Raw genomic sequence first — 19,415 nt, 5'->3', positions numbered from 1 at the left:
ATAGCGGGTGCTCGGATAACTTGAACGGTTTCGGATGTTATGAATTGTCCCTTCAAGGGGTAAACCATTAATGTCGACAAAACTTGCCAAGTCCTAATAAAAACATGTTATCTAAAGCAAACTGCTATTAGCCATTTTAAATGAAAAGGAAGAGGTGAAAGGATTGCAAACCCCTGATTTGCAACAAATGGAAGAACAATTTGAAACGTTCCAAATCCTATCTCCTGAAGGAGACGTTGTTAACGAAGATGCAATGCCTGACCTTTCAGACGATGATCTGAAAGAATTGATGAGACGCATGGTTTACACGAGAATTTGGGATCAAAGAGCTGTTTCATTAAATCGTCAAGGACGCCTTGGTTTCTATGCACCGACAGCAGGTCAAGAAGCTTCCATGTTAGCCAGCCAATTTGCGATGGACAAAGAAGATTGGCTAATGCCATCTTACCGTGATGTTCCTCAATTGGTCTTTCATGGTCTACCATTAACACAAGCTTTCTTATATTCCCGCGGTCATTTTAAAGGTGGAGAGGTACCAGAAGATGTTAATGCTTTGATGCCGCAAATTATCATTGCTGCTCAATGTACACAAACGGCTGGTGTTGCGCTTGGTCTTAAAAAACGTAAAAAAGATAACGTCGCTGTTGTTTACTTTGGTGACGGTGCAACATCACAAGGTGACTTCTATGAAGGTCTGAACTTCGCAGGTACATATAAAGCACCTGCTGTGTTTATTTCACAAAACAACCAATTTGCGATTTCTGTTCCTGTTGAGAAACAAACTGCTGCACAAACGTTAGCGCAAAAAGCACTTGCTGCCGGTGTTCGTGGTGTACAAGTTGATGGAATGGATCCGCTAGCCGTTTATGTGGCGACAAAAGATGCACGTGAACGTGGTATTAATGGTGAAGGTCCGACGTTGCTTGAAACGTTAACTTACCGTTATGGTCCGCACACGATGGCTGGTGATGATCCGACGCGCTATCGTACAGAGGACACTGATAATGAATGGGAAAAACGCGATCCACTTGTTCGTTTCCGCAAATTCCTAGTCAATAAGGGTCTGTGGTCTGAGGAGCAAGAAAACGAAACCACCGAACAAGCAAAAGAAGATATCAAGAAAGCTATTAAAGAAATCGATGCTGTTCCAAAACAGAAAGTCTCGGATTTAATTGAAATTATGTACGAAACACTTCCGGAAACGCTTCGCGAACAATTGGAAGAATATCGTAAAAAGGAGTCGAAATAACCCATGGCGCAAATGACAATGATTCAAGCAATCACTGATGCGCTCCGTTCGGAATTGAAAAACGATGAAGATGTTCTCGTTTTCGGTGAAGACGTCGGGCAAAACGGTGGCGTGTTCAGAGCAACAGAAGGTTTGCAAGATGAGTTCGGTGAGGAGCGCGTTTTCGATACTCCGTTAGCCGAATCTGGTATCGGTGGTCTATCTCTAGGCCTGTCTATGCAAGAGTTTCGTCCTGTCATGGAAATCCAATTTTTTGGTTTCGTATTTGAAGCTATGGATAGTATTGCGGGACAAATGTCAAGGACGCGTTACCGCACAGCTGGACAAACCAATGTACCGGTAACCATTCGTTCACCATTCGGCGGCGGTGTTAAAACACCGGAATTGCACGCTGACAGTCTAGAAGGCTTGTTTGCACAGACTCCAGGTGTTAAAGTTGTGATTCCTTCAAGCCCTTATGATGCTAAAGGATTGCTCATCTCTTCAATTCGTGACAATGACCCGGTTATTTTCCTTGAACATATGAAACTTTATCGTTCCTTCCGTGGTGAAGTTCCTGAGGAATCCTATACCGTTGACTTAGAAAAAGCCAATGTTGTTCGCGAAGGTTCAGATGTGACCATTATTTCTTATGGTGCTATGGTGCATACATCTCAAAAGGCAGCAGATCAACTTGAAGAGGACGGCATAAGTGCAGAAATCATCGATTTAAGAACCGTTAGTCCGCTCGATGTGGAAACAATTGTTGAATCCGTTAAGAAAACGAATCGTGCAATTGTCGTTCAAGAAGCGCAAAGACAAGCAGGTGTCGCTGCCAATGTTATTAGTGAGATTAATGAAAGAGCGATTCTTCATCTTGAAGCCCCAGTTGGCCGTGTAACATCACCAGATACGGTTTTCCCATTTGCGGCTGCTGAGGAAGTGTGGCTTCCAGATGAAAATGACGTTATTGAAAAGGTTAAAGAAACCGTTAATTTTTAATTAAACAATGGCATTCACCTTATTAACGGAAAGGTGGATGCTTTATGCAGTCCAAAACAGGAATTTTTCTTGATACAAGGAGGCGTAAGTGACAATGGCTTATGAATTTAAATTGCCGGATATCGGTGAAGGCATTCATGAAGGTGAAATCGTCAAGTGGTTTATTAAAGCTGGCGATGAAGTCAAAGAAGACGACGTTCTTGCCGAAGTTCAAAATGACAAAGCCGTCGTCGAAATCCCTTGCCCCGTTGACGGCACTGTAAATGAAGTGCTGCAGCCGGAAGGAGAAACCGTTACGGTTGGCGAAGTTATCGTAACGTTAGACGCTGAAGGCTATGAGGATCAAGGCGGCGATGATTCAGGTGAATCTGACAAGGCCGAGGAAGAAACTAAAGGCGACGACAGTAAAGCTGAAGAAAAGGAAACAACAGCTGCTAACAATGATAAACAGAAAGCAGCGAGTGGGGCTGATTCGGAAGCTGATACAGGTGAACGTAAGATTGCGATGCCTTCTGTCCGTAAGTATGCCCGTGAAAATGACGTCAATATTGCCAAAGTTGAGGGCAGCGGCAAAAACGGTCGCATCCTTCGTGAAGATATTGACCGCTTCGTATCCGGTGAAGAAACGGATGCCACAACTGATGCATCATCACAAGAGCAAGAACAACCAGCTGCTGAGCAGGCATCACAAAGCGGAACCGTCGCACAACAACCGGAAACTCGTGAGAAAATCCGTGGTGTACGTAAGGCCATCGCCAAGGCTATGGTTAATTCCAAGCAAACGGCGCCACACGTCACACTTATGGATGAAATTGATGTTTCTAAAACTGTTGCCCATCGTAAGGAATTCAAAGCGGAAGCAGCCGATCGCGGTGTGAAATTAACTTACCTTCCATACGTTGTTAAAGCGTTGGTTTCGACATTACGTGAATACCCTGTGCTTAACGCAACCATTGATGACGAGAACGAAGAAATTGTTTATAAGCACTATTATAATATCGGTATTGCAACAGATACAGATAACGGTCTTATGGTTCCGGTTGTAAAGGATGCTGATCGCAAGTCCATGTATCAACTTGCTGATGAAGTCAATGACTATGCGGCTAAAGCTCGCGATGGTAAACTTCAGTCCAGTGACATGCAAGGCGGCTCTTGCACGATAACCAATATTGGTTCTGCCGGTGGTCAATGGTTTACTCCAGTTATCAATCATCCGGAAGTGGCGATCTTAGGTATTGGACGCATTGCTGAAAAAGCTGTTGTCGAAGACGGTGAAGTGGTTGCCCGTCCTGTTCTTGCCTTGTCGTTAAGCTTTGACCATCGTCTTGTTGATGGGGCAACAGCCCAAAATGCCATGAACAAAATCAAGCGTCTATTGAACGATCCACAACGCTTAATAATGGAGGCGTAATATTATGGTAGTAGGCGAATTTACCACTGAAGTCGATACAGTTGTTTTGGGTGCGGGTCCTGGCGGTTATGTTGCCGCCATCCGCGCAGCTCAAAAAGGTCAAAATGTAACCATTATTGAAAAAGGTGATCTTGGCGGTGTTTGTTTGAACGTTGGCTGTATTCCTTCGAAAGCGATGATTAATGCCAGCCATCGTTATGAAGACGCTCAAGGCTCTGATGATATGGGGATTTCCGTTGAAAAGGTTGGACTGGACTTTACTAAAGTTCAAGAATGGAAAGGTTCCGTTGTTAATAAGCTAACGAGCGGTGTCCAAAGTTTGCTTAAAGCTAACAAAGTTGAGATTGTCAAAGGTGAAGGACTTTTTGTTGCTGAAAATGAGGTTCGGGTTAATGCCGGTTATGAGTCCAATCGGTACAAGTTTAAGAATTGTATTATTGCAACTGGCTCGAGCCCGATTGAATTGCCTAACTTCAAATTCAGCGATCGCGTGATTTCTTCAACAGGCGCATTAGCCCTTCAAGAAGTGCCGAAGAAAATGATTGTTATCGGCGGCGGTTATATTGGTGTTGAACTAGGTAACGCTTATGCTGGCTTCGGTACTGAGGTCACTATTCTTGAAGGCACCAAGTCGATTTTGCCTGGCTTTGAGAAGAAAATGAGCCAATTGGTGAAAAAACGCCTGAAAAGTAAAGGCGTCAATATTGAAACAGAAGCTATGGCTCAGGGTGTTGAAGAAACGGAAGATGGTGTTAAGGTTAAAGCTGAAATAAAAGGCGAAGAGCAAACGTTTGAAGCTGATTATGTCCTTGTCACCGTTGGACGTAAACCAAACACTGAGGAACTAGGTCTTGACATGGCTGGTATCGAGGCCACTGACAAAGGCATGATCAAAGTGGATAATCAAGGTAAAACCAACGTTGATGGCATCTATGCCATTGGTGATATCGTTGATGGTCCTGCATTGGCGCATAAGGCTTCTTATGAAGGCAAAGTTGCTGCAGAAGCTATTGCTGGTGAAGCAGCTCAAGTGGATTATCAATGTATTCCAGCTGTTGTCTTCTCCGATCCTGAATTAGCAATTGTTGGACTAAGTGAAGATGAAGCCAAAGAAGAAGGTTACGATGTCAAAGCTTCACAATTCCCATTTGCTGCTAATGGCCGGGCATTGTCACTTAATGACACTGAAGGCTTCATGAAACTCATCACTCGTAAAGAAGACGGTCTCATCCTTGGAGCCCAAATTGCAGGGGCTGGTGCTTCTGATATGATTGCGGAAGTGGGATTAGCGATTGAGGCTGGTATGACGGCAGAAGATGTTTCGTTGACCATCCATGCCCACCCAACACTTGGCGAAATTCCTATGGAAGCAGCAGAGGTTGCTCTAGGTCAGCCAATTCACACAGCTAAATAAGTATTTATCAAACCTTGCTTTCTTTAAATGAAAGCAAGGTTTTTTTTTACTTTCAAAGCATATACATCATAGGTAAAGAAAGAATGTTTAATGTCTGCAACGATTTAATGATTTAATAAAAGTCCCAATATGACATACAAATAAGTGTTGACAACATTATTAGTATGGCATATTATAAAACTATAAATTAACCGCTTACAAAAAAGGGGCTGATGACATGGGAATCATTGTTTGTCAAACTTGTCAACGAACAATTGATCATGTGGAAGATCGGAAAGTTAGAACGCTGTATGCTCAATGTCCTCATTGCCGAAAAAACACCAAAAAATAGCCTGGGTTGAGACGGTTCATGCAGCCGTCTTTTTTTTTGGCTATGTTAAGGCTCATAGTTGATTTTTTGCTACTTGGTGTTGATTGAAACGGAAGGTAAGAGATTCCTGCGGGAAGAAGAGACAAAAGGAGTCCATCGTAGGCGCCGTGCGTCGAGGAAGGCACCCGGACCGCCCGCGGAAAGCGAACACCTGGAGTGGCAAACAGCAAGCATGTTTAACAGAGTCTTTTTAATAAAAAATTATTGAAAAATCGACATTCATCCATCTAAAATAAGACATAGAGTTTGTTTTAAAGCACTTAAGTGGAGGCTATGACAATGGAATGTAAAACACGTTTAACTGAACGACTTGGGATTCAGTATCCCATTATTCAAGGTGGGCTGGCATATCTGGCTTACAGTGATTTGGCAGCAGCTGTATCGGAGGCAGGGGGTCTCGGACAGCTGACGGCCATGACATGTGAGTCAACAGCAGCCCTTCAGAATGAAATTGATCTGACGCGCAAACAAACCCATCGGCCCTTCGGTGTCAACTTTGCAATTGGAAATCAAGGACGTCCGTATGAAGATTTACTGCAGACAGCGATTGATGCTGAAGTTCCTGTGATTTCTATTACGGGAGGGAACCCCCAACCGTTGCTTCAGAGAATTCAAGGAACAGGTATTAAAACGTTGGTTCTTGTCGCCTCCAAACGTCAGGCCGTTAAAGCTGAATCCCTGGGTGCCGATGCCGTGATGGTCGTTGGTCAGGAAGGTGGTGGACATCTCGGACGACATGATATCGGCACTATGGTCATGGTTCCCTCAGTTGTTGAAGCGGTTGATATCCCTGTAGCAGCATCCGGCGGGATTGGTGATGGTCATGGTTTAATGGCGGCCTTGGCTTTAGGTGCTGATGGTGTTGAAATGGGAACACGATTTATTGCAACACAGGAATGCTTGGCCCATGAGGCGTACAAACAGCATATTCTTGGGGCTAATGCTGATGAGACAGTGATAATTAAAAAAAGTCTAGGTGCGCCGGCACGGGCGTTAGCGAATGAATGGACGGATCGAATTCTAAGTATTGAACAAAATAGCGGCACTTATGAGGATCTTAAGGATTTGATCAGCGGTTATGCCAATAAGCGTTATATTCATGATGGCTACGGCGAGGAAGGTTTCGGTTGGGCAGGGCAAATTGCCGGCCGCATTCATGATATTCCAACTGTGCAATCATTAATCAATCGTGTCATTACTGAAGCCGAAGACATTCGTCAGCGCTGGGTATGATCATTCAAAAGTTTGGTGTTTTAAAAGACTGTTACTGTAACTACGCCAAAAAGCAACCATTTAAATGAAAAGAGCCAAAAGTTTATATAACAAAAGAAAGCGTCCAGCTATGATAGCCGGACGCCTTTTATTTAGCAGATAAATGATAAATCGGCATTAATGTTTCAAAGGTTTCCTTAGCAAACTGTAAAAATGCGTTGCCGTCCTTTAGAAGTGGATCATCGGCTTTGATATGCCGTCCGATTAAGAATTCACCTTTTTTCACATCACGGAATCTTTCAAGAGATTGCTTCAATGTTGCTTCTTCAGTGTCCCCAAGCTGAAAGGCGTCTTTTTTCGTATGATCAAGGGAAATAACATAATCATCGGGGATGGACTGAAATGTATCAATATGGTTGAGAAGTGTTTGTCCAATTGCTGGTTTATCTGCTAATTCGTTGATATAGGCAAGCCATATAAACACGTGATCATCAAAAAGACCGACTTGGAAATGCGGGTGCTTCTTGTATCCGCGTTTGTCATCACAAATGGCTAGCCACGTATCTTTGGGCGGATTTTTAGAACGGCGCGCGTGCTTTGCAATATGTAAAAACATTTCATCTCCTGCCATGACGGCAATATCATCGGCTAATACCTCACCGATTGTTTGAAACTTTGGTTGAATTCGCTCACGTAATGCCTCCATTCGTTCATCGAGACCATCAATAGTGAACACATCAAAATCTTTGGTTGAAAATCCTGAAAAAACCACGTTCGACTCTCCTTAAGCATTATTTTCTGTAACGTTATTGTTAATGGTTTCAATCTTGTCTGAAGCTAGTTTATCATAACCAGGGTAAGATGCATAAAAAACAGGTTTTAAATCAGGACATTTGAGGAATTTAGTAAGCAAGAATGCTTGAATGGTCGCATAGTTATGGTAAAAATCATATTATAGTAATAATCCGTGGGTCAAAGTTTTCGGATATTAATCAGAATATTGAATGATTATCAGTCCGTTTTGGGTTTGATATTAACTTCTCCCCTGAAAGGATGTGCAGACTCCCCATGAAACAGGTCATTAAGACCTTGAGAAGGACAGATGCCGAAAAGCGTATTCCTGTGATGCGGATGGAAATTGATTATGAATTAGCAACACTCCATGAAGCGATTGTTAATGAAGATATAAATCAAATTGAAGTGTCTAAACAAAGATTAACTGAATTACGACGGGAAATGCTTGAACTTGAGGTATAGTTTTGCCGGCCGGATGACCATTCATCCGGTCATTTTAAATATTTTTGTATGAAGAAGGCTTGACTGATTGACAATAAAGGTAAAACAACAGACAATTTAAATAGGGTGGTTAACACAATGGAGCACTTTCCCGCTTCGCTAAGCACTACCATATCATTTTAGCGGAGAAGCAGGAACGTCGGCTAATCACCGCAACGTCCTGTTGCGAACGCCGACGCTAGCACATCCTGTGCGTCGCAACGTAGTAAAAATGATTACAGAGGGAGCACTTCCCCGCTTCGCTAAGCACTACCATATCATTTTAGCAGGGAAGGTAGGTCAACGTAGTAAAAATGATTACAGAGGGAGATACATATGGTGAATGAGGCGTGGCACGACATCTACAAACAAGCTAAAGCTTGGATATATGAGGCTGGTGAGATATTAAAGACATCTCTCGCTGAGCAATTGGACGTACAGTTCAAATCATCTCATGATGACTTAGTGACGAATATGGACAAGCGGATAGAACAATTTTTTATTGAGCGTATACATAAGCACTATCCAGAACACAAAATTGTTTCGGAAGAAGGATTCGGCGATGAGGTGGATAAGGAGCATGGGACGTTGTGGCTGATTGATCCTATTGATGGAACGATGAATTTTGTTCACCAAAAACGTCACTTTGCAGTTTCGATTGGCATTTATGAACATGGAAAAGGACGTATCGGTCTGATTTATGACGTCATGGCGGATGATTTATATCACTGTCTCGCTGGTGAGGGAGCTTATCTTAACGATACCTTGCTGCCGTCATTAGAAGCGGTTCCACTTAATGAATCAGTGATTTGCATCAACACGACATGGGTTAATGAGAACCGACGGATTGATCCTGATATTATGCGACCTATTGCAGCCAAATGCAGGGGAACACGGTCTTATGGTTCGGCCGCCATTGAACTTGCATACGTTGCGACTGGAATCTTGGACGCTTACTTTACGATGCGGCTCGCACCATGGGATTATGGGGCAGGGTTGATTCTGTTGAATGAGGTGGATGGCATTGCCACACGCGCTGATGGCTCACCTATAGACTTGCTTAAGCAGAATTCAATCCTAGCTGGTAGACCAAGTGTTTACCATGACCTTTCTAAGCATATTGAGAGTGAAGTTGCTGGAGGTAAACATATCGATAAGTCATAATAAAAACGGGTGTTGGTTGGAACACCCGTTTTATCATGTTATCATGACGCATGTGCGTATTTATGTTTGACGAAAAAACCGACACCCATAAATATAAAAACGCCAAGAATGGCTAAAATAGTAAAGAGCAAGCTTTCTGCGGCAATGGCAAAGCCAATCCCGACTAAGGAGAAGACCGTAAAAGCTGCAAAAAGGACAAATAATAAGTTCAACAACATTTTCACATCCTTCCATCTCTATATAATAGTTTAAACAGAATAGCTTAACATTGCAAAGTATCGGCTAAAACGTGTTATTATGTTATAATAGAAACCGTTTGTGGATGTAAACAGAGGAGAGAATGATATGACAGAAACAAGAAACCATTTGAGAAACATCGCGATTATTGCTCACGTTGACCACGGTAAGACAACCTTGGTTGACCAAATGCTGCATCAGTCTGGAACGTTTCGGAAGAATGAGCATGTGCAAGAACGCGCTATGGATCGTAATGACCTTGAACGTGAACGCGGCATTACGATTTTATCGAAAAATACAAGTATCGACTATAAAGACTATCGAGTGAACATTGTTGATACTCCTGGACACGCTGATTTCAGTGGTGAAGTTGAACGGATTATGAAAATGGCTGACGGCGTTTTGCTCGTTGTCGATGCATATGAAGGCGTTATGCCGCAAACCCGTTTTGTATTAAAAAAAGCCTTGGATCAAAAGCTGCAGCCCATTGTAGTTGTTAACAAAATCGATAAGCCGATGGCACGTCCCGAAGAAGTCGTTGACGAAGTCCTTGAATTATTCATTGATTTAGGGGCTGACGACGATCAATTGGATTTCCCAGTTGTCTATGCCTCAGCTATCGAAGGTGTTGCGGGTGAAGATTATAATGATGTCACCCATAGTATGGACGTCCTTTTTGATAAAATCTTAAAATATATGCCGGCACCTAAGGATAACAGCGATGAACCGCTGCAGTTCCAGGTAACCATGCTTGACTATAATGATTATGTTGGCAGGATTGGCGTTGGCCGGGTTTATCGCGGTAAAATTAAGGTAGGTCAACAAGCCGCGCTTGCTAAAACTGATGGCTCCGTTAAACAATTCCGGGTTACAAAGATATTTGGTTTTGTTGGTTTAAAACGCGTTGAAATCGAAGAAGCCAAAGCCGGGGATTTAATCGCGATCTCTGGTGTTGAAGATATCAATATTGGTGAAACGATTTGTGACGCTGGTGAAGTTGAGCCGTTGCCATTGTTGAAAATTGATAAACCTACACTGCAAATGAATTTTCTAACGAATTCAAGTCCTTTCGCTGGACGTGAAGGTGACTATATTACAAGTCGGAAAGTTCAAGAACGTCTATTTGCTGAAACGGAACGGGATGTCAGTTTAAATGTTGAGAAAACAGAATCTCCTGATGAATGGGTTGTCTCAGGACGCGGGGAATTACACTTGTCGATTCTCATTGAAAATATGAGACGTGAAGGCTATGAACTACAGGTTTCGAAGCCAACGGTTATCCAAAAGGAAGAGGAAGGCGTCATTAAAGAGCCATATGAGCGTATGTTCGCCGAAGTGCCGCAAGAACATACCGGTGGTGTCATAGAATCCATTGGCATGCGCAAGGGCGAAATGCTGAATATGGAACAAATGGCCGATGGTCACAATAAGCTGGAATTCATCGTGCCTTCCCGTGGTTTGATTGGCTATCGTCGCGATTTCTTAACGGAAACACGCGGATATGGCGTCATGAATCACACATTTGATCACTATGGTGATCGGATTACTGAATACATCGGTGGCCGGCGTGCCGGTGTTCTAGTGGCCATGGAGAAAGGCCAGTCAACGACATACGCGATGATGCAATTAGAAGACCGCGGTGTGATGTTTATTGAGCCGGGCACTGAAGTCTATGAGGGAATGATTGTCGGTGAGCATACGCGTGAGAATGATTTAACGGTCAACGTCACTAAAGCTAAACAAATGACCAATGTTCGGTCGGCAACGAAGGATCAAACGGCTACAGTGAAGGGATCTCGAACCATGTCTTTGGAAGATGCACTAGCTTATTTGAATGATGATGAGTACTGTGAAATCACACCTGTTCATTTTCGCTTGCGCAAAAAAATATTAGATAAAAATGAGCGTGAACGTTTAAGTAAAAAGAAAAAACAATCGTAAAGTGATTGTTTAGGGAGGTGTCTGCGGCCTTGATAACCACCAGTGATCTTGCGCCGTATCCTCGGTTTTTGTTTGAGAATCCAGTAACTGATGATGTTGCTTTTTATCTGTTATGGGCGACCATTTTTGTCTTATCTATCATTGTTTATAAACTAGGTTTTGCCCGAAAGCTACCTGTATTAAAAGCCGCAATTATCTACTGTCTCATGTTCTTCGGTTGTTTTATGCTGGCTATCCTAGCATTGCAGTTACCGATTACCGGGGCGCTGTTTTTCTCTACTCTTGTTTTGACGATTTACAAAATCCGTCTTAAAAAATCAAAACAAAAAGATGCAAGTCGGCAAGTCTAAAAAGGATCGGATCCCGATTGATATCGGGATCCGATCCTTTTTCATTTCAGTCATTCATCTCTTCTTGAGCTTCTTTTCTGTGTGGGATCGTAAAGTGGCCCGTTGCCCAGCGTTCTTTGGTTCTCTCACCAATCCTGTCATTGCACTCTTGGCACATATACGTATGGATTGGACGGTTGCGCAACTTCTTGGCAGTCGGGCACCAGTTATCCAATTGATCTATTTTATCGCATAAAATGCATTTAACACGCATTATGATGAACACCACCTTACAATACCAGTATAAAATGAACGATTTAGAATAACAAGATATGAACGGTTAGTTTTTTAGAGCTGTGCCTCGAGATTATTCGTCTAACTGGCTTGTTTCTGACATACGATGTATAAACAAATGAATTTTGATAGATTGATGTTTGGCACAGGAGGCGACACATTGACTAAAATTTATGTTCTTGATACAAACGTCCTTTTACAAGACCCTTATGCCATTTATGCTTTTGAGGATAACGAAGTCGTCATACCAGCGGCAGCTCTGGAAGAGGTTGATTCAAAGAAACGCAATATGGATGAAATCGGACGTCATGCAAGACAAGTTTCACGAATCATGGATGGTTTACGACAAAAAGGTAAACTTCATGAAACGCTAACCTTGGAAAATGGCGGTTCCTTAAGAGTTGAACTAAATCATCGTTCGTTTCAATGTTTACAAAATACGTTTTTGGAAGTCACCAACGATAATCGGATCATTGCAGTTGCTCTCAACCTCCATCAAGAAGAGCAAGAAAAACAACAACCGCGATCGGTTATTCTAGTTAGTAAAGACACACTCGTACGAGTTAAGGCCGATGCGCTTGGTCTTCAAGCTGACGATTTTCTTAACGATCGTGTGATCCATTCTGATAACGTTTATATGGGTTACAATGAATTGTTGGTTCCAGATGAATTGATCAATCGTTTTTATAAAGATGAACATATTAAGATGAATGAGTTGCCGACTCACGATTGGTATCCGAACCAATTCTTCATTTTAAAGAGCTTAACGAGTCAAGCATCAGCTGTTGGCATTGTAAATGGGAAGAAAGACCAGCTGAACCATTGTCTGTTCGGCCAGGATGTGATTTGGGGGATAAAAGCTCGAAATGCTCAGCAATTAATGGCACTTGAACTATTACAACGTGATGATGTTCGTTTGGTGACGATGATGGGAAAGGCAGGGACGGGAAAAACATTAATAGCTTTGGCATCAGGATTGTTGCAGACAGAGGATATGAAAGCTTTTCATAAATTGTTTATTGCTCGCCCGATTGTTCCATTAGGGAAGGATATCGGTTATTTGCCAGGAGAGAAAGAGGATAAACTTAAGCCATGGCTGCAACCGATCTATGATAATCTAGAATTTTTATTTAATACTCACCAATCTGGTGAGATTGATAATATCTTATCCGGGATCTCGTCGATTCAAGTTGAAGCTATCACTTATATTCGTGGGCGTAGTATACCAGAGCAGTTTATTATTATTGATGAAGCTCAGAATCTCACAAAACATGAAGTAAAGACGATCTTAACGCGAGTAGGTGAAGGGAGTAAAATTGTCTTAATGGGTGACCCTCAGCAAGTGGACCATCCGTATCTCGATGCTTATAATAATGGCCTCACTTATGTGGTTGAAAAAATGAAAGAAGACCCAATTACTGGACATGTTCAATTGACAAAAGGGGAACGTTCACAGCTGGCGCAAGTGGCAGCTGATTTGTTATAAAAAGGCTATTTTCATAAATATTGTTGCTTTTTAACTTCATGGTTGAACCGAAATGCATCGTATATACCGCTCCGGAAATACACTACGCGCTCGCTGAGTGACCCGTGAGCCTCCGTGTATTTCCTCCGCTGGTATTGCTCTTAACTCCTTTATAAGAGGTTCGGAATACTTAAACTTAGTGTGTTCCTCAGCGTCGCTTACTTAAGGTGCCTTTACTAGAGTCCTGCGGCGAAAGCAACAGCTAAAGCCCCCGCAGGAAGTGGTTTTCTTCCGAGGAGGCTGAAGCGTTGAGCCTATAAAAAAACTCCATCACAATGAGCGATGGAGTGACGCTAAATTATTCAACAACAATTTTACGGATTCCCTTAATTGGGTTGTCTTTATTATCACCGTTGCCATGATAAAAATGAATCGGTCCTCTTTCTTTAATGGACTGGCCATCTTGTGAAAAGAGGAAAACCCCTTTGTTGGCTTCGTCCAGAGTGACTGATTCCGACGTTTGATTATCAAGTTCAAAGCGGACGGTATTGGCAGAATCTAAAGGTTCCGCATTGCCCAGAAACGTTTTAACTGGGATGACAAAAGAGTGATCAAACCACTCTGATTTCTTATATCGTCGCTCATTTTTTTGAAAAGGCGCTCCTGCGGCGTCTTGTTCAGGTGCTAGCCCATTTTGTGCATTGTTCGGTTCAGGATCAATAAGCATTTTATAGTCATGACTGAAAAAATCTTCAAATGCGATTTTCCGATCATCAAAAATCCATACACTAGCATCCAAAGTGATGGAATAATTGACGGCTCCTTTGACTGGTATGATATAGTCCATAGACTCACCTCTTTATGTAGACTGCTTTCTTACACTAGTATAAATTGCTGTAGAAAATTTGTCACTTCTAAAAATCGGGTATGGATTATATAATGGAATGAGCAATATCGTCGGAACAATGGCTTGCATTTTTTGCTTATTAACGATAAGATAAATGCAGGATGTCCACAAATGGAGGGGATCAATTTGTCCACTGAGATAGCAGCAGGACATCGGGAAAAGGCTTATGAATTGCTGAAAGCCGATGCCCATAAGATCCTAAAGCTGATAGAAGTTCAGATGGAAAACCTAACGATGCCGCAATGCCCTCTATATGAAGAGGTTTTGGATACACAAATGTTCGGACTTTCTAGGGAAATTGACTTTGCTGTTCGCTTAGGAACCATTGATGAAAAGGATGGCAAGGAATTGCTTGAATCCTTGGAAAGGCAATTGTCCGCTTTGCATGAGGCGACAACCCAAAATAAATGATATAGACTCAAACTATCTTGCGCGGTAGTTTGAGTTTTTATTTAGGCCCTTTGTCATAAAACAATGAATACATACGAATAATCTTGACGATTTTGCAGGAAATCGATACTCACTCAAAGAATTATACAACAAGAGAACTTTTGATAGGATGGACAACATGTTGAAGAAAATGTTTCGAAACTACGACTACACTTTGGTCGTGACCGTGCTTTTATTAATTGGATTTGGCTTGGTTATGGTGTATAGTGCGAGTACCATTATCTCTCAAATCGATCATGACACAATCACTTATATCTTTAAAAGACAAATGATGTGGGCTGTGATTGCGATTAGTGCTGGGTTCGTCGCGATGCTATTTCCATATAAGGCTTATCAAAAATTAATTAAATGGATAGTGCCGATAACCTTATTGTTACTTGGGCTCGTCTTCATCATTGGTGAAACGAATAACAACGCCACGTCGTGGTTGTCATTGGGTCCGATTAATATCCAGCCAGCTGAAATGGCTAAGTTAACCCTAATTCTTTATTTAGCCTCAGTATTTGCGAACAAACAAAGGCATATTTCTCAGTTTAAAACAAGCGTCTTACCGCCTTTAATTGTTGTAATCCTATTCTTTTTCTTAATTGCGGCTCAACCTGACTTGGGCTCAGCTATGATTGTGGCTGGTATTGCTAGCTGTGTCATTATATGTTCCGGGATTCGGGTCAAACACCTTGTGTCACTGCTTAGTCTTGCTTTAGTAGCCATTGCGGTGTTATTTACGATGCTGTTATCACCTGAACAAAAAAATCGAATAGAAGCGGTTGGCCAACCTTTCACTTTTGCTCAGGACGAAGGCTTGCAATTAGTGAATTCTTATATTGCTATTGCATCAGGCGGCTGGTCTGGTAAAGGACTGGGCAACAGCATTGAAAAAACTGGTTTTCTGCCATTTCCACATACGGACTTTATCATGGCGATTGTTGCTGAAGAACTAGGTATTCTTGGGGTTGCCTTCGTGTTATTGTTACTCGCCTATATCGTAGTTCGAGGGTTTTTAATCGGGATTAAGGCTCAAGATGTATTCGGTAGTTTGCTAGCGATTGGTATTGCTTCATTCATAGGAATACAGGCGGGGATTAATCTCTGTGTTATAGTCGGACTCATGCCGGTCACAGGGGTACCGTTGCCGTTCATTAGCTACGGGGGGTCATCTTTAGTGATGACAATGATATCTGTCGGGGTTCTCATCAATATCTCTAGTTTTGTCAAAATGCGAGAAAAAAAACGACTACAGGAGGTTGCATAAATGGGAGAGCGAAAGATTCAGAAACTGTTAGTTGCTAATAGAGGAGAAATTGCGATTCGAATATTCAGGGCGTGTACGGAACTCAATATCCGTACTGTTGCTGTTTATTCAAAGGAAGATACGGGCTCATATCATCGCTATAAAGCGGATGAGGCCTATCTTGTTGGAGAGGATAAAAAGCCGATTGATGCTTATTTAGATATTGAAGGGATTATTGAAATCGCTAAAGCTAATGGCGTTGATGCGATCCACCCTGGTTATGGCTTTTTATCTGAGAATGAGGAATTTGCTCAACGTTGTCAGGATGAGGGCATTATCTTTGTGGGACCGGACGTCGATCATTTATTGACATTTGGTGATAAAGCGAAAGCACGCGAAGCAGCTGTTGCAGCCGGTATTCCAGTTGTTCCAGGTACTGACGGCGTCATCGATTCGGTTAAAGAAGCGAAACAATTTGCCAATGAGCACGGTTATCCCATCATGGTTAAGGCTGTTCTTGGTGGCGGCGGTCGTGGTATGCGAGTGGTTCGCAGTGAACGCGGGCTTGAAGATGCGTTTGAACGTGCGAAATCCGAGGCTCAAGCTGCTTTTGGCTCAGGGGACATCTATATTGAGAAGTATGTTGAGAATCCTAAACACATTGAGGTTCAAGTTATTGGTGACAGTCATGGTAACACTGTGCACTTGTTTGAACGTGATTGTTCCGTTCAGAGACGCCATCAAAAAGTGGTAGAAGTTGCCCCAAGCTTGGCATTACCTGAACCGGTTAGAGAAGGGCTCTGCCAATCAGCCGTTCAGTTAATGGACCATGTGAATTACAAGAATGCAGGCACCGTTGAATTTCTTGTCACAGATGATGGAGACTTTTATTTTATTGAGGTTAATCCGCGTGTCCAAGTCGAGCACACCATTACAGAAATGGTAACCGGTGTTGACATTGTTCAATCACAAATCCGCATTGCCGAAGGGGCCCATCTGCATCAAGCACCGGTCAATATCCCGGAACAGGATCGTATTGTTACGAACGGTTATGCCATTCAATCTAGGGTAACAACTGAAGATCCGGAACATCAATTTATGCCTGATACCGGAAAAATTATGGCGTATCGAACAGGCGGTGGTTTTGGTGTTCGTCTAGATGCCGGCAATGGTTTCCAAGGCGCTGTCATAACGCCACATTATGATTCTTTACTCGTTAAAGTGTCAACCTGGGCGTTAACATTCACGGATGCTGCATCCAAAATGTTAAGAAATCTAAAGGAATTCAGAATAAGAGGGATCAAAACGAACATTTCCTTTTTGGAGAATGTTGTTAATCATGAAACGTTTTTATCCGGACAAGCCGATACGTCGTTTATTGATTCCACACCAGAATTGTTTGTATTCCCTCCAAAACTTAACCGTGGAACCAAAATGTTAACCTATATTGGTGATGTGACGGTCAATGGTTTTCCGGGCATTCATCAACAGAAAAAGCCGTCCCTTATACGGCCGACGCTACCGGACGTTAAGTATTCTGAACCAATGCCGCAGGGAACGAAACAAATTTTGGATGCCAAAGGGCCAGAAGGTGTTGTTGATTGGATTAAGCAACATGAACAAGTGTTGTTAACCGATACCACGTTCCGTGATGCCCACCAGAGTTTACTTGCGACGCGGATGCGGACGCATGATATTAAAAAAATCGCTGAACCAACCGCGAGGCTATTACCGAATCTATTCTCATCTGAAATGTGGGGCGGCGCTACTTATGACACCATGATGCGTTTCTTAAAAGAAGATCCGTGGGAACGCTTAAGGTTAATCAGAGAAAAAATGCCGAACGTCCTGTTGCAAATGTTGTTTAGAGGTTCCAATGCAGTCGGATATACCAATTATGCTGATAACCTGATTCAATCGTTCATTAGAGAGTCTGCAGATGCCGGTATTGATGTATTCAGAATTTTTGACAGTTTGAACTGGGTAGAAGGGATGCGGCTCGCGATTGAAACTGTACGAGATACGGGCAAAATCGCTGAAGCGACAATCTGCTATACAGGTGATATCCTTGACCCCGCCAAGAAGAAATATGATTTAAACTATTATTTAAATCTAGCAAAAGAATTGGAAGCAGCAGGCGCGCATATACTAGCTATTAAGGATATGGCTGGATTATTGAAACCTGAAGCTGCTTATCAATTGATTAGCCAATTAAAAGAATCGGTGGATATCCCGATCCATTTACATATGCATGATACAAGTGGTAACGGCATCTTCACCTACTCCCGTGCTGTTGAAGCCGGGGTTGATATTGTAGATACGTCCATGGCATCGATGTCCGGAATGACGTCACAGCCAAGTGCGAATTCCTTATATTATGCCCTAGAAGGTAATGAGCGTAAGCCAGAAGTTGATATTGATGCTATGGAGCGGTTGAGTGACTATTGGCATGATGTACGAGAATATTATGCGCCGTTCGAAAATGGGATGAAAGCTCCTAATCCGGAAATTTATAAATATGAAATGCCAGGCGGCCAATATAGTAACTTGCAACAACAAGCAGAGGGAGTCGGTCTCCGTGGACGTTGGGAAGAAGTCAAAGATATGTATGCCCGCGTTAATCAGTTATTCGGTGATATCGTCAAGGTTACGCCATCTTCAAAAGTTGTCGGAGATATGGCGTTGTTCATGGTACAAAATGACTTAACAGAGGATGACTTGTACGAACGCGGCGACTCCATTGATTTTCCAGATTCTGTGATTACTTTTTTCCAAGGTTATCTTGGCCAGCCATATCAGGGTTTTCCAAAGCAATTGCAAAATATTGTTCTTAAAGGACGTGAACCTTTAACCAAACGCCCTGGTGAATATTTGGACAGTGTAGATTTCACAGAAATGAAAAAAACGCTTGAACATAAGATTAACCGTAAAGGGACGTTTAAGGAACTTTTATCTTATGCCCTCTATCCAAAGGTTTTTTCGGATTACTTAAAAGCGCAAGAATCTTATGGGGATATATCAGTCTTAGATACACCAACTTTCTTCTACGGTCTTAAGCTTGGTGAAGAAGTGGCGATTGAAATTGAACAAGGTAAGACCTTGATTGTGAAACTTGTATCTATTAGTGAACCGCAAAAAGATGGCACGCGAACCGTTTACTTTGAATTGAACGGTCAACCACGTGAAGTTGTGATTCGTGATACAAATGTTGAAACCGACATATCAGTCAAACCGAAAGCAGACCCTGACAATGATAAGCATTTAGGTGCGACCATGCCGGGAACAGTGATTAAGGTGCTTGTTGATGAAGGCGAAAAGGTGAAAAAAGGTGATCATCTGATGATCACCGAAGCGATGAAAATGGAAACAACACTGCAAGCTCCTTTTGATGGCGTCGTAGAAAAAATTCATCTTAAATCCAATGAAACGATACAAACCGGTGATCTACTGGTAGAAATGAGAGACTAATTAGAAACCACTTAATC

Annotated in this window: 18 protein-coding genes; 14 read left to right on the top strand and 4 right to left on the bottom strand. The window is 42.4% G+C overall.

Going from position 1 to position 19,415, the window contains the following annotated elements; all coding sequences use genetic code 11:
* Positions 1 to 187: 187 nt before the first annotated feature.
* From pdhA to B9Y89_RS15600, 6 genes are all read left to right on the top strand, one after another.
* Positions 188 to 1,249, top strand: a complete 1,062-nt coding sequence (gene pdhA / locus B9Y89_RS15625) for a pyruvate dehydrogenase (acetyl-transferring) E1 component subunit alpha (RefSeq protein ID WP_085524766.1) — start codon at positions 188 to 190, stop codon at positions 1,247 to 1,249.
* Positions 1,250 to 1,252: 3 nt separating this feature from the next.
* On the top strand, positions 1,253 to 2,230 hold the full coding sequence (locus B9Y89_RS15620; protein WP_085524123.1) for an alpha-ketoacid dehydrogenase subunit beta: 978 nt from the start codon (positions 1,253 to 1,255) through the stop codon (positions 2,228 to 2,230).
* 94 nt (positions 2,231 to 2,324) lie between these two features.
* A complete protein-coding gene (locus B9Y89_RS15615; protein WP_085524122.1) occupies positions 2,325 to 3,641 on the top strand; it encodes a dihydrolipoamide acetyltransferase family protein in 1,317 nt (438 codons plus the stop codon).
* Positions 3,642 to 3,645: 4 nt separating this feature from the next.
* Positions 3,646 to 5,055 (top strand): dihydrolipoyl dehydrogenase, encoded by a 1,410-nt coding sequence (lpdA, locus tag B9Y89_RS15610; RefSeq protein ID WP_085524121.1) that lies wholly within the window; start codon positions 3,646 to 3,648, stop codon positions 5,053 to 5,055.
* A gap of 217 nt (positions 5,056 to 5,272) precedes the next feature.
* Positions 5,273 to 5,386, top strand: coding sequence for a GapA-binding peptide SR1P (locus B9Y89_RS15605; protein WP_085524120.1), 114 nt, complete (start codon positions 5,273 to 5,275; stop codon positions 5,384 to 5,386).
* A gap of 318 nt (positions 5,387 to 5,704) precedes the next feature.
* Positions 5,705 to 6,658 (top strand): NAD(P)H-dependent flavin oxidoreductase, encoded by a 954-nt coding sequence (locus B9Y89_RS15600; RefSeq protein WP_085524119.1) that lies wholly within the window; start codon positions 5,705 to 5,707, stop codon positions 6,656 to 6,658.
* A 127-nt stretch (positions 6,659 to 6,785) separates the two neighbouring features.
* Here the strand turns inward: B9Y89_RS15600 and B9Y89_RS15595 are convergent, their stop codons facing one another.
* Positions 6,786 to 7,409 (bottom strand): YktB family protein, encoded by a 624-nt coding sequence (locus B9Y89_RS15595; protein WP_085524118.1) that lies wholly within the window; start codon positions 7,407 to 7,409, stop codon positions 6,786 to 6,788.
* 296 nt (positions 7,410 to 7,705) lie between these two features.
* On the opposite strand from B9Y89_RS15595, the gene B9Y89_RS15590 reads away from it, so the two are divergent.
* A complete protein-coding gene (locus B9Y89_RS15590) occupies positions 7,706 to 7,894 on the top strand; it encodes a hypothetical protein (protein ID WP_085524117.1) in 189 nt (62 codons plus the stop codon).
* A 354-nt stretch (positions 7,895 to 8,248) separates the two neighbouring features.
* On the top strand, positions 8,249 to 9,076 hold the full coding sequence (locus tag B9Y89_RS15585; protein WP_085524116.1) for an inositol monophosphatase family protein: 828 nt from the start codon (positions 8,249 to 8,251) through the stop codon (positions 9,074 to 9,076).
* A gap of 41 nt (positions 9,077 to 9,117) precedes the next feature.
* On the opposite strand, the gene B9Y89_RS19135 is transcribed toward B9Y89_RS15585, so the two are convergent.
* Entirely contained in the window at positions 9,118 to 9,291 is a 174-nt protein-coding gene (locus B9Y89_RS19135) for a DUF5325 family protein (protein ID WP_254901266.1), read from the bottom strand.
* Between the two features lie 130 nt (positions 9,292 to 9,421).
* On the opposite strand from B9Y89_RS19135, the gene typA reads away from it, so the two are divergent.
* Both typA and B9Y89_RS15575 read left to right on the top strand, forming a co-directional pair.
* A complete protein-coding gene (gene typA, locus B9Y89_RS15580; protein WP_085524115.1) occupies positions 9,422 to 11,254 on the top strand; it encodes a translational GTPase TypA in 1,833 nt (610 codons plus the stop codon).
* Between the two features lie 29 nt (positions 11,255 to 11,283).
* Positions 11,284 to 11,604 (top strand): YlaH-like family protein, encoded by a 321-nt coding sequence (locus tag B9Y89_RS15575; RefSeq protein WP_085524114.1) that lies wholly within the window; start codon positions 11,284 to 11,286, stop codon positions 11,602 to 11,604.
* Positions 11,605 to 11,650: 46 nt separating this feature from the next.
* Here the strand turns inward: B9Y89_RS15575 and B9Y89_RS15570 are convergent, their stop codons facing one another.
* Positions 11,651 to 11,857 carry a YlaI family protein gene (locus tag B9Y89_RS15570; RefSeq protein ID WP_085524113.1) on the bottom strand — a complete coding sequence of 69 codons (207 nt, stop codon included), beginning with the start codon at positions 11,855 to 11,857 and terminating at the stop codon, positions 11,651 to 11,653.
* A gap of 180 nt (positions 11,858 to 12,037) precedes the next feature.
* Between B9Y89_RS15570 and B9Y89_RS15565 the strand changes: the two genes are divergently transcribed.
* Positions 12,038 to 13,363, top strand: coding sequence for a PhoH family protein (locus B9Y89_RS15565; protein ID WP_085524112.1), 1,326 nt, complete (start codon positions 12,038 to 12,040; stop codon positions 13,361 to 13,363).
* Between the two features lie 337 nt (positions 13,364 to 13,700).
* On the opposite strand, the gene B9Y89_RS15560 is transcribed toward B9Y89_RS15565, so the two are convergent.
* The gene (locus B9Y89_RS15560; RefSeq protein WP_085524111.1) at positions 13,701 to 14,189 is read right to left on the bottom strand and encodes a hypothetical protein; all 489 of its coding nucleotides are present in this window, start codon (positions 14,187 to 14,189) and stop codon (positions 13,701 to 13,703) included.
* A 186-nt stretch (positions 14,190 to 14,375) separates the two neighbouring features.
* Between B9Y89_RS15560 and B9Y89_RS15555 the strand changes: the two genes are divergently transcribed.
* The 3 genes from B9Y89_RS15555 (at position 14,376) to pyc (ending at position 19,398) form a co-directional block, all read left to right on the top strand.
* Positions 14,376 to 14,660, top strand: coding sequence for an Fpa/YlaN family protein (locus B9Y89_RS15555; protein WP_085524765.1), 285 nt, complete (start codon positions 14,376 to 14,378; stop codon positions 14,658 to 14,660).
* A 157-nt stretch (positions 14,661 to 14,817) separates the two neighbouring features.
* The gene (ftsW, locus tag B9Y89_RS15550) at positions 14,818 to 15,951 is read left to right on the top strand and encodes a putative lipid II flippase FtsW (protein ID WP_085524110.1); all 1,134 of its coding nucleotides are present in this window, start codon (positions 14,818 to 14,820) and stop codon (positions 15,949 to 15,951) included.
* The gene (gene pyc, locus B9Y89_RS15545) at positions 15,952 to 19,398 is read left to right on the top strand and encodes a pyruvate carboxylase (protein WP_085524109.1); all 3,447 of its coding nucleotides are present in this window, start codon (positions 15,952 to 15,954) and stop codon (positions 19,396 to 19,398) included.
* The last annotated feature ends 17 nt before the right edge of the window (positions 19,399 to 19,415 follow it).

This window comes from Tuberibacillus sp. Marseille-P3662 (assembly GCF_900178005.1).
Lineage (GTDB): Bacteria > Bacillota > Bacilli > Bacillales > Sporolactobacillaceae > Marseille-P3662.
The sequence above is the reverse complement of the archived record's forward strand: the minus strand, read 5'-3'. Positions and strand labels throughout refer to the sequence as shown.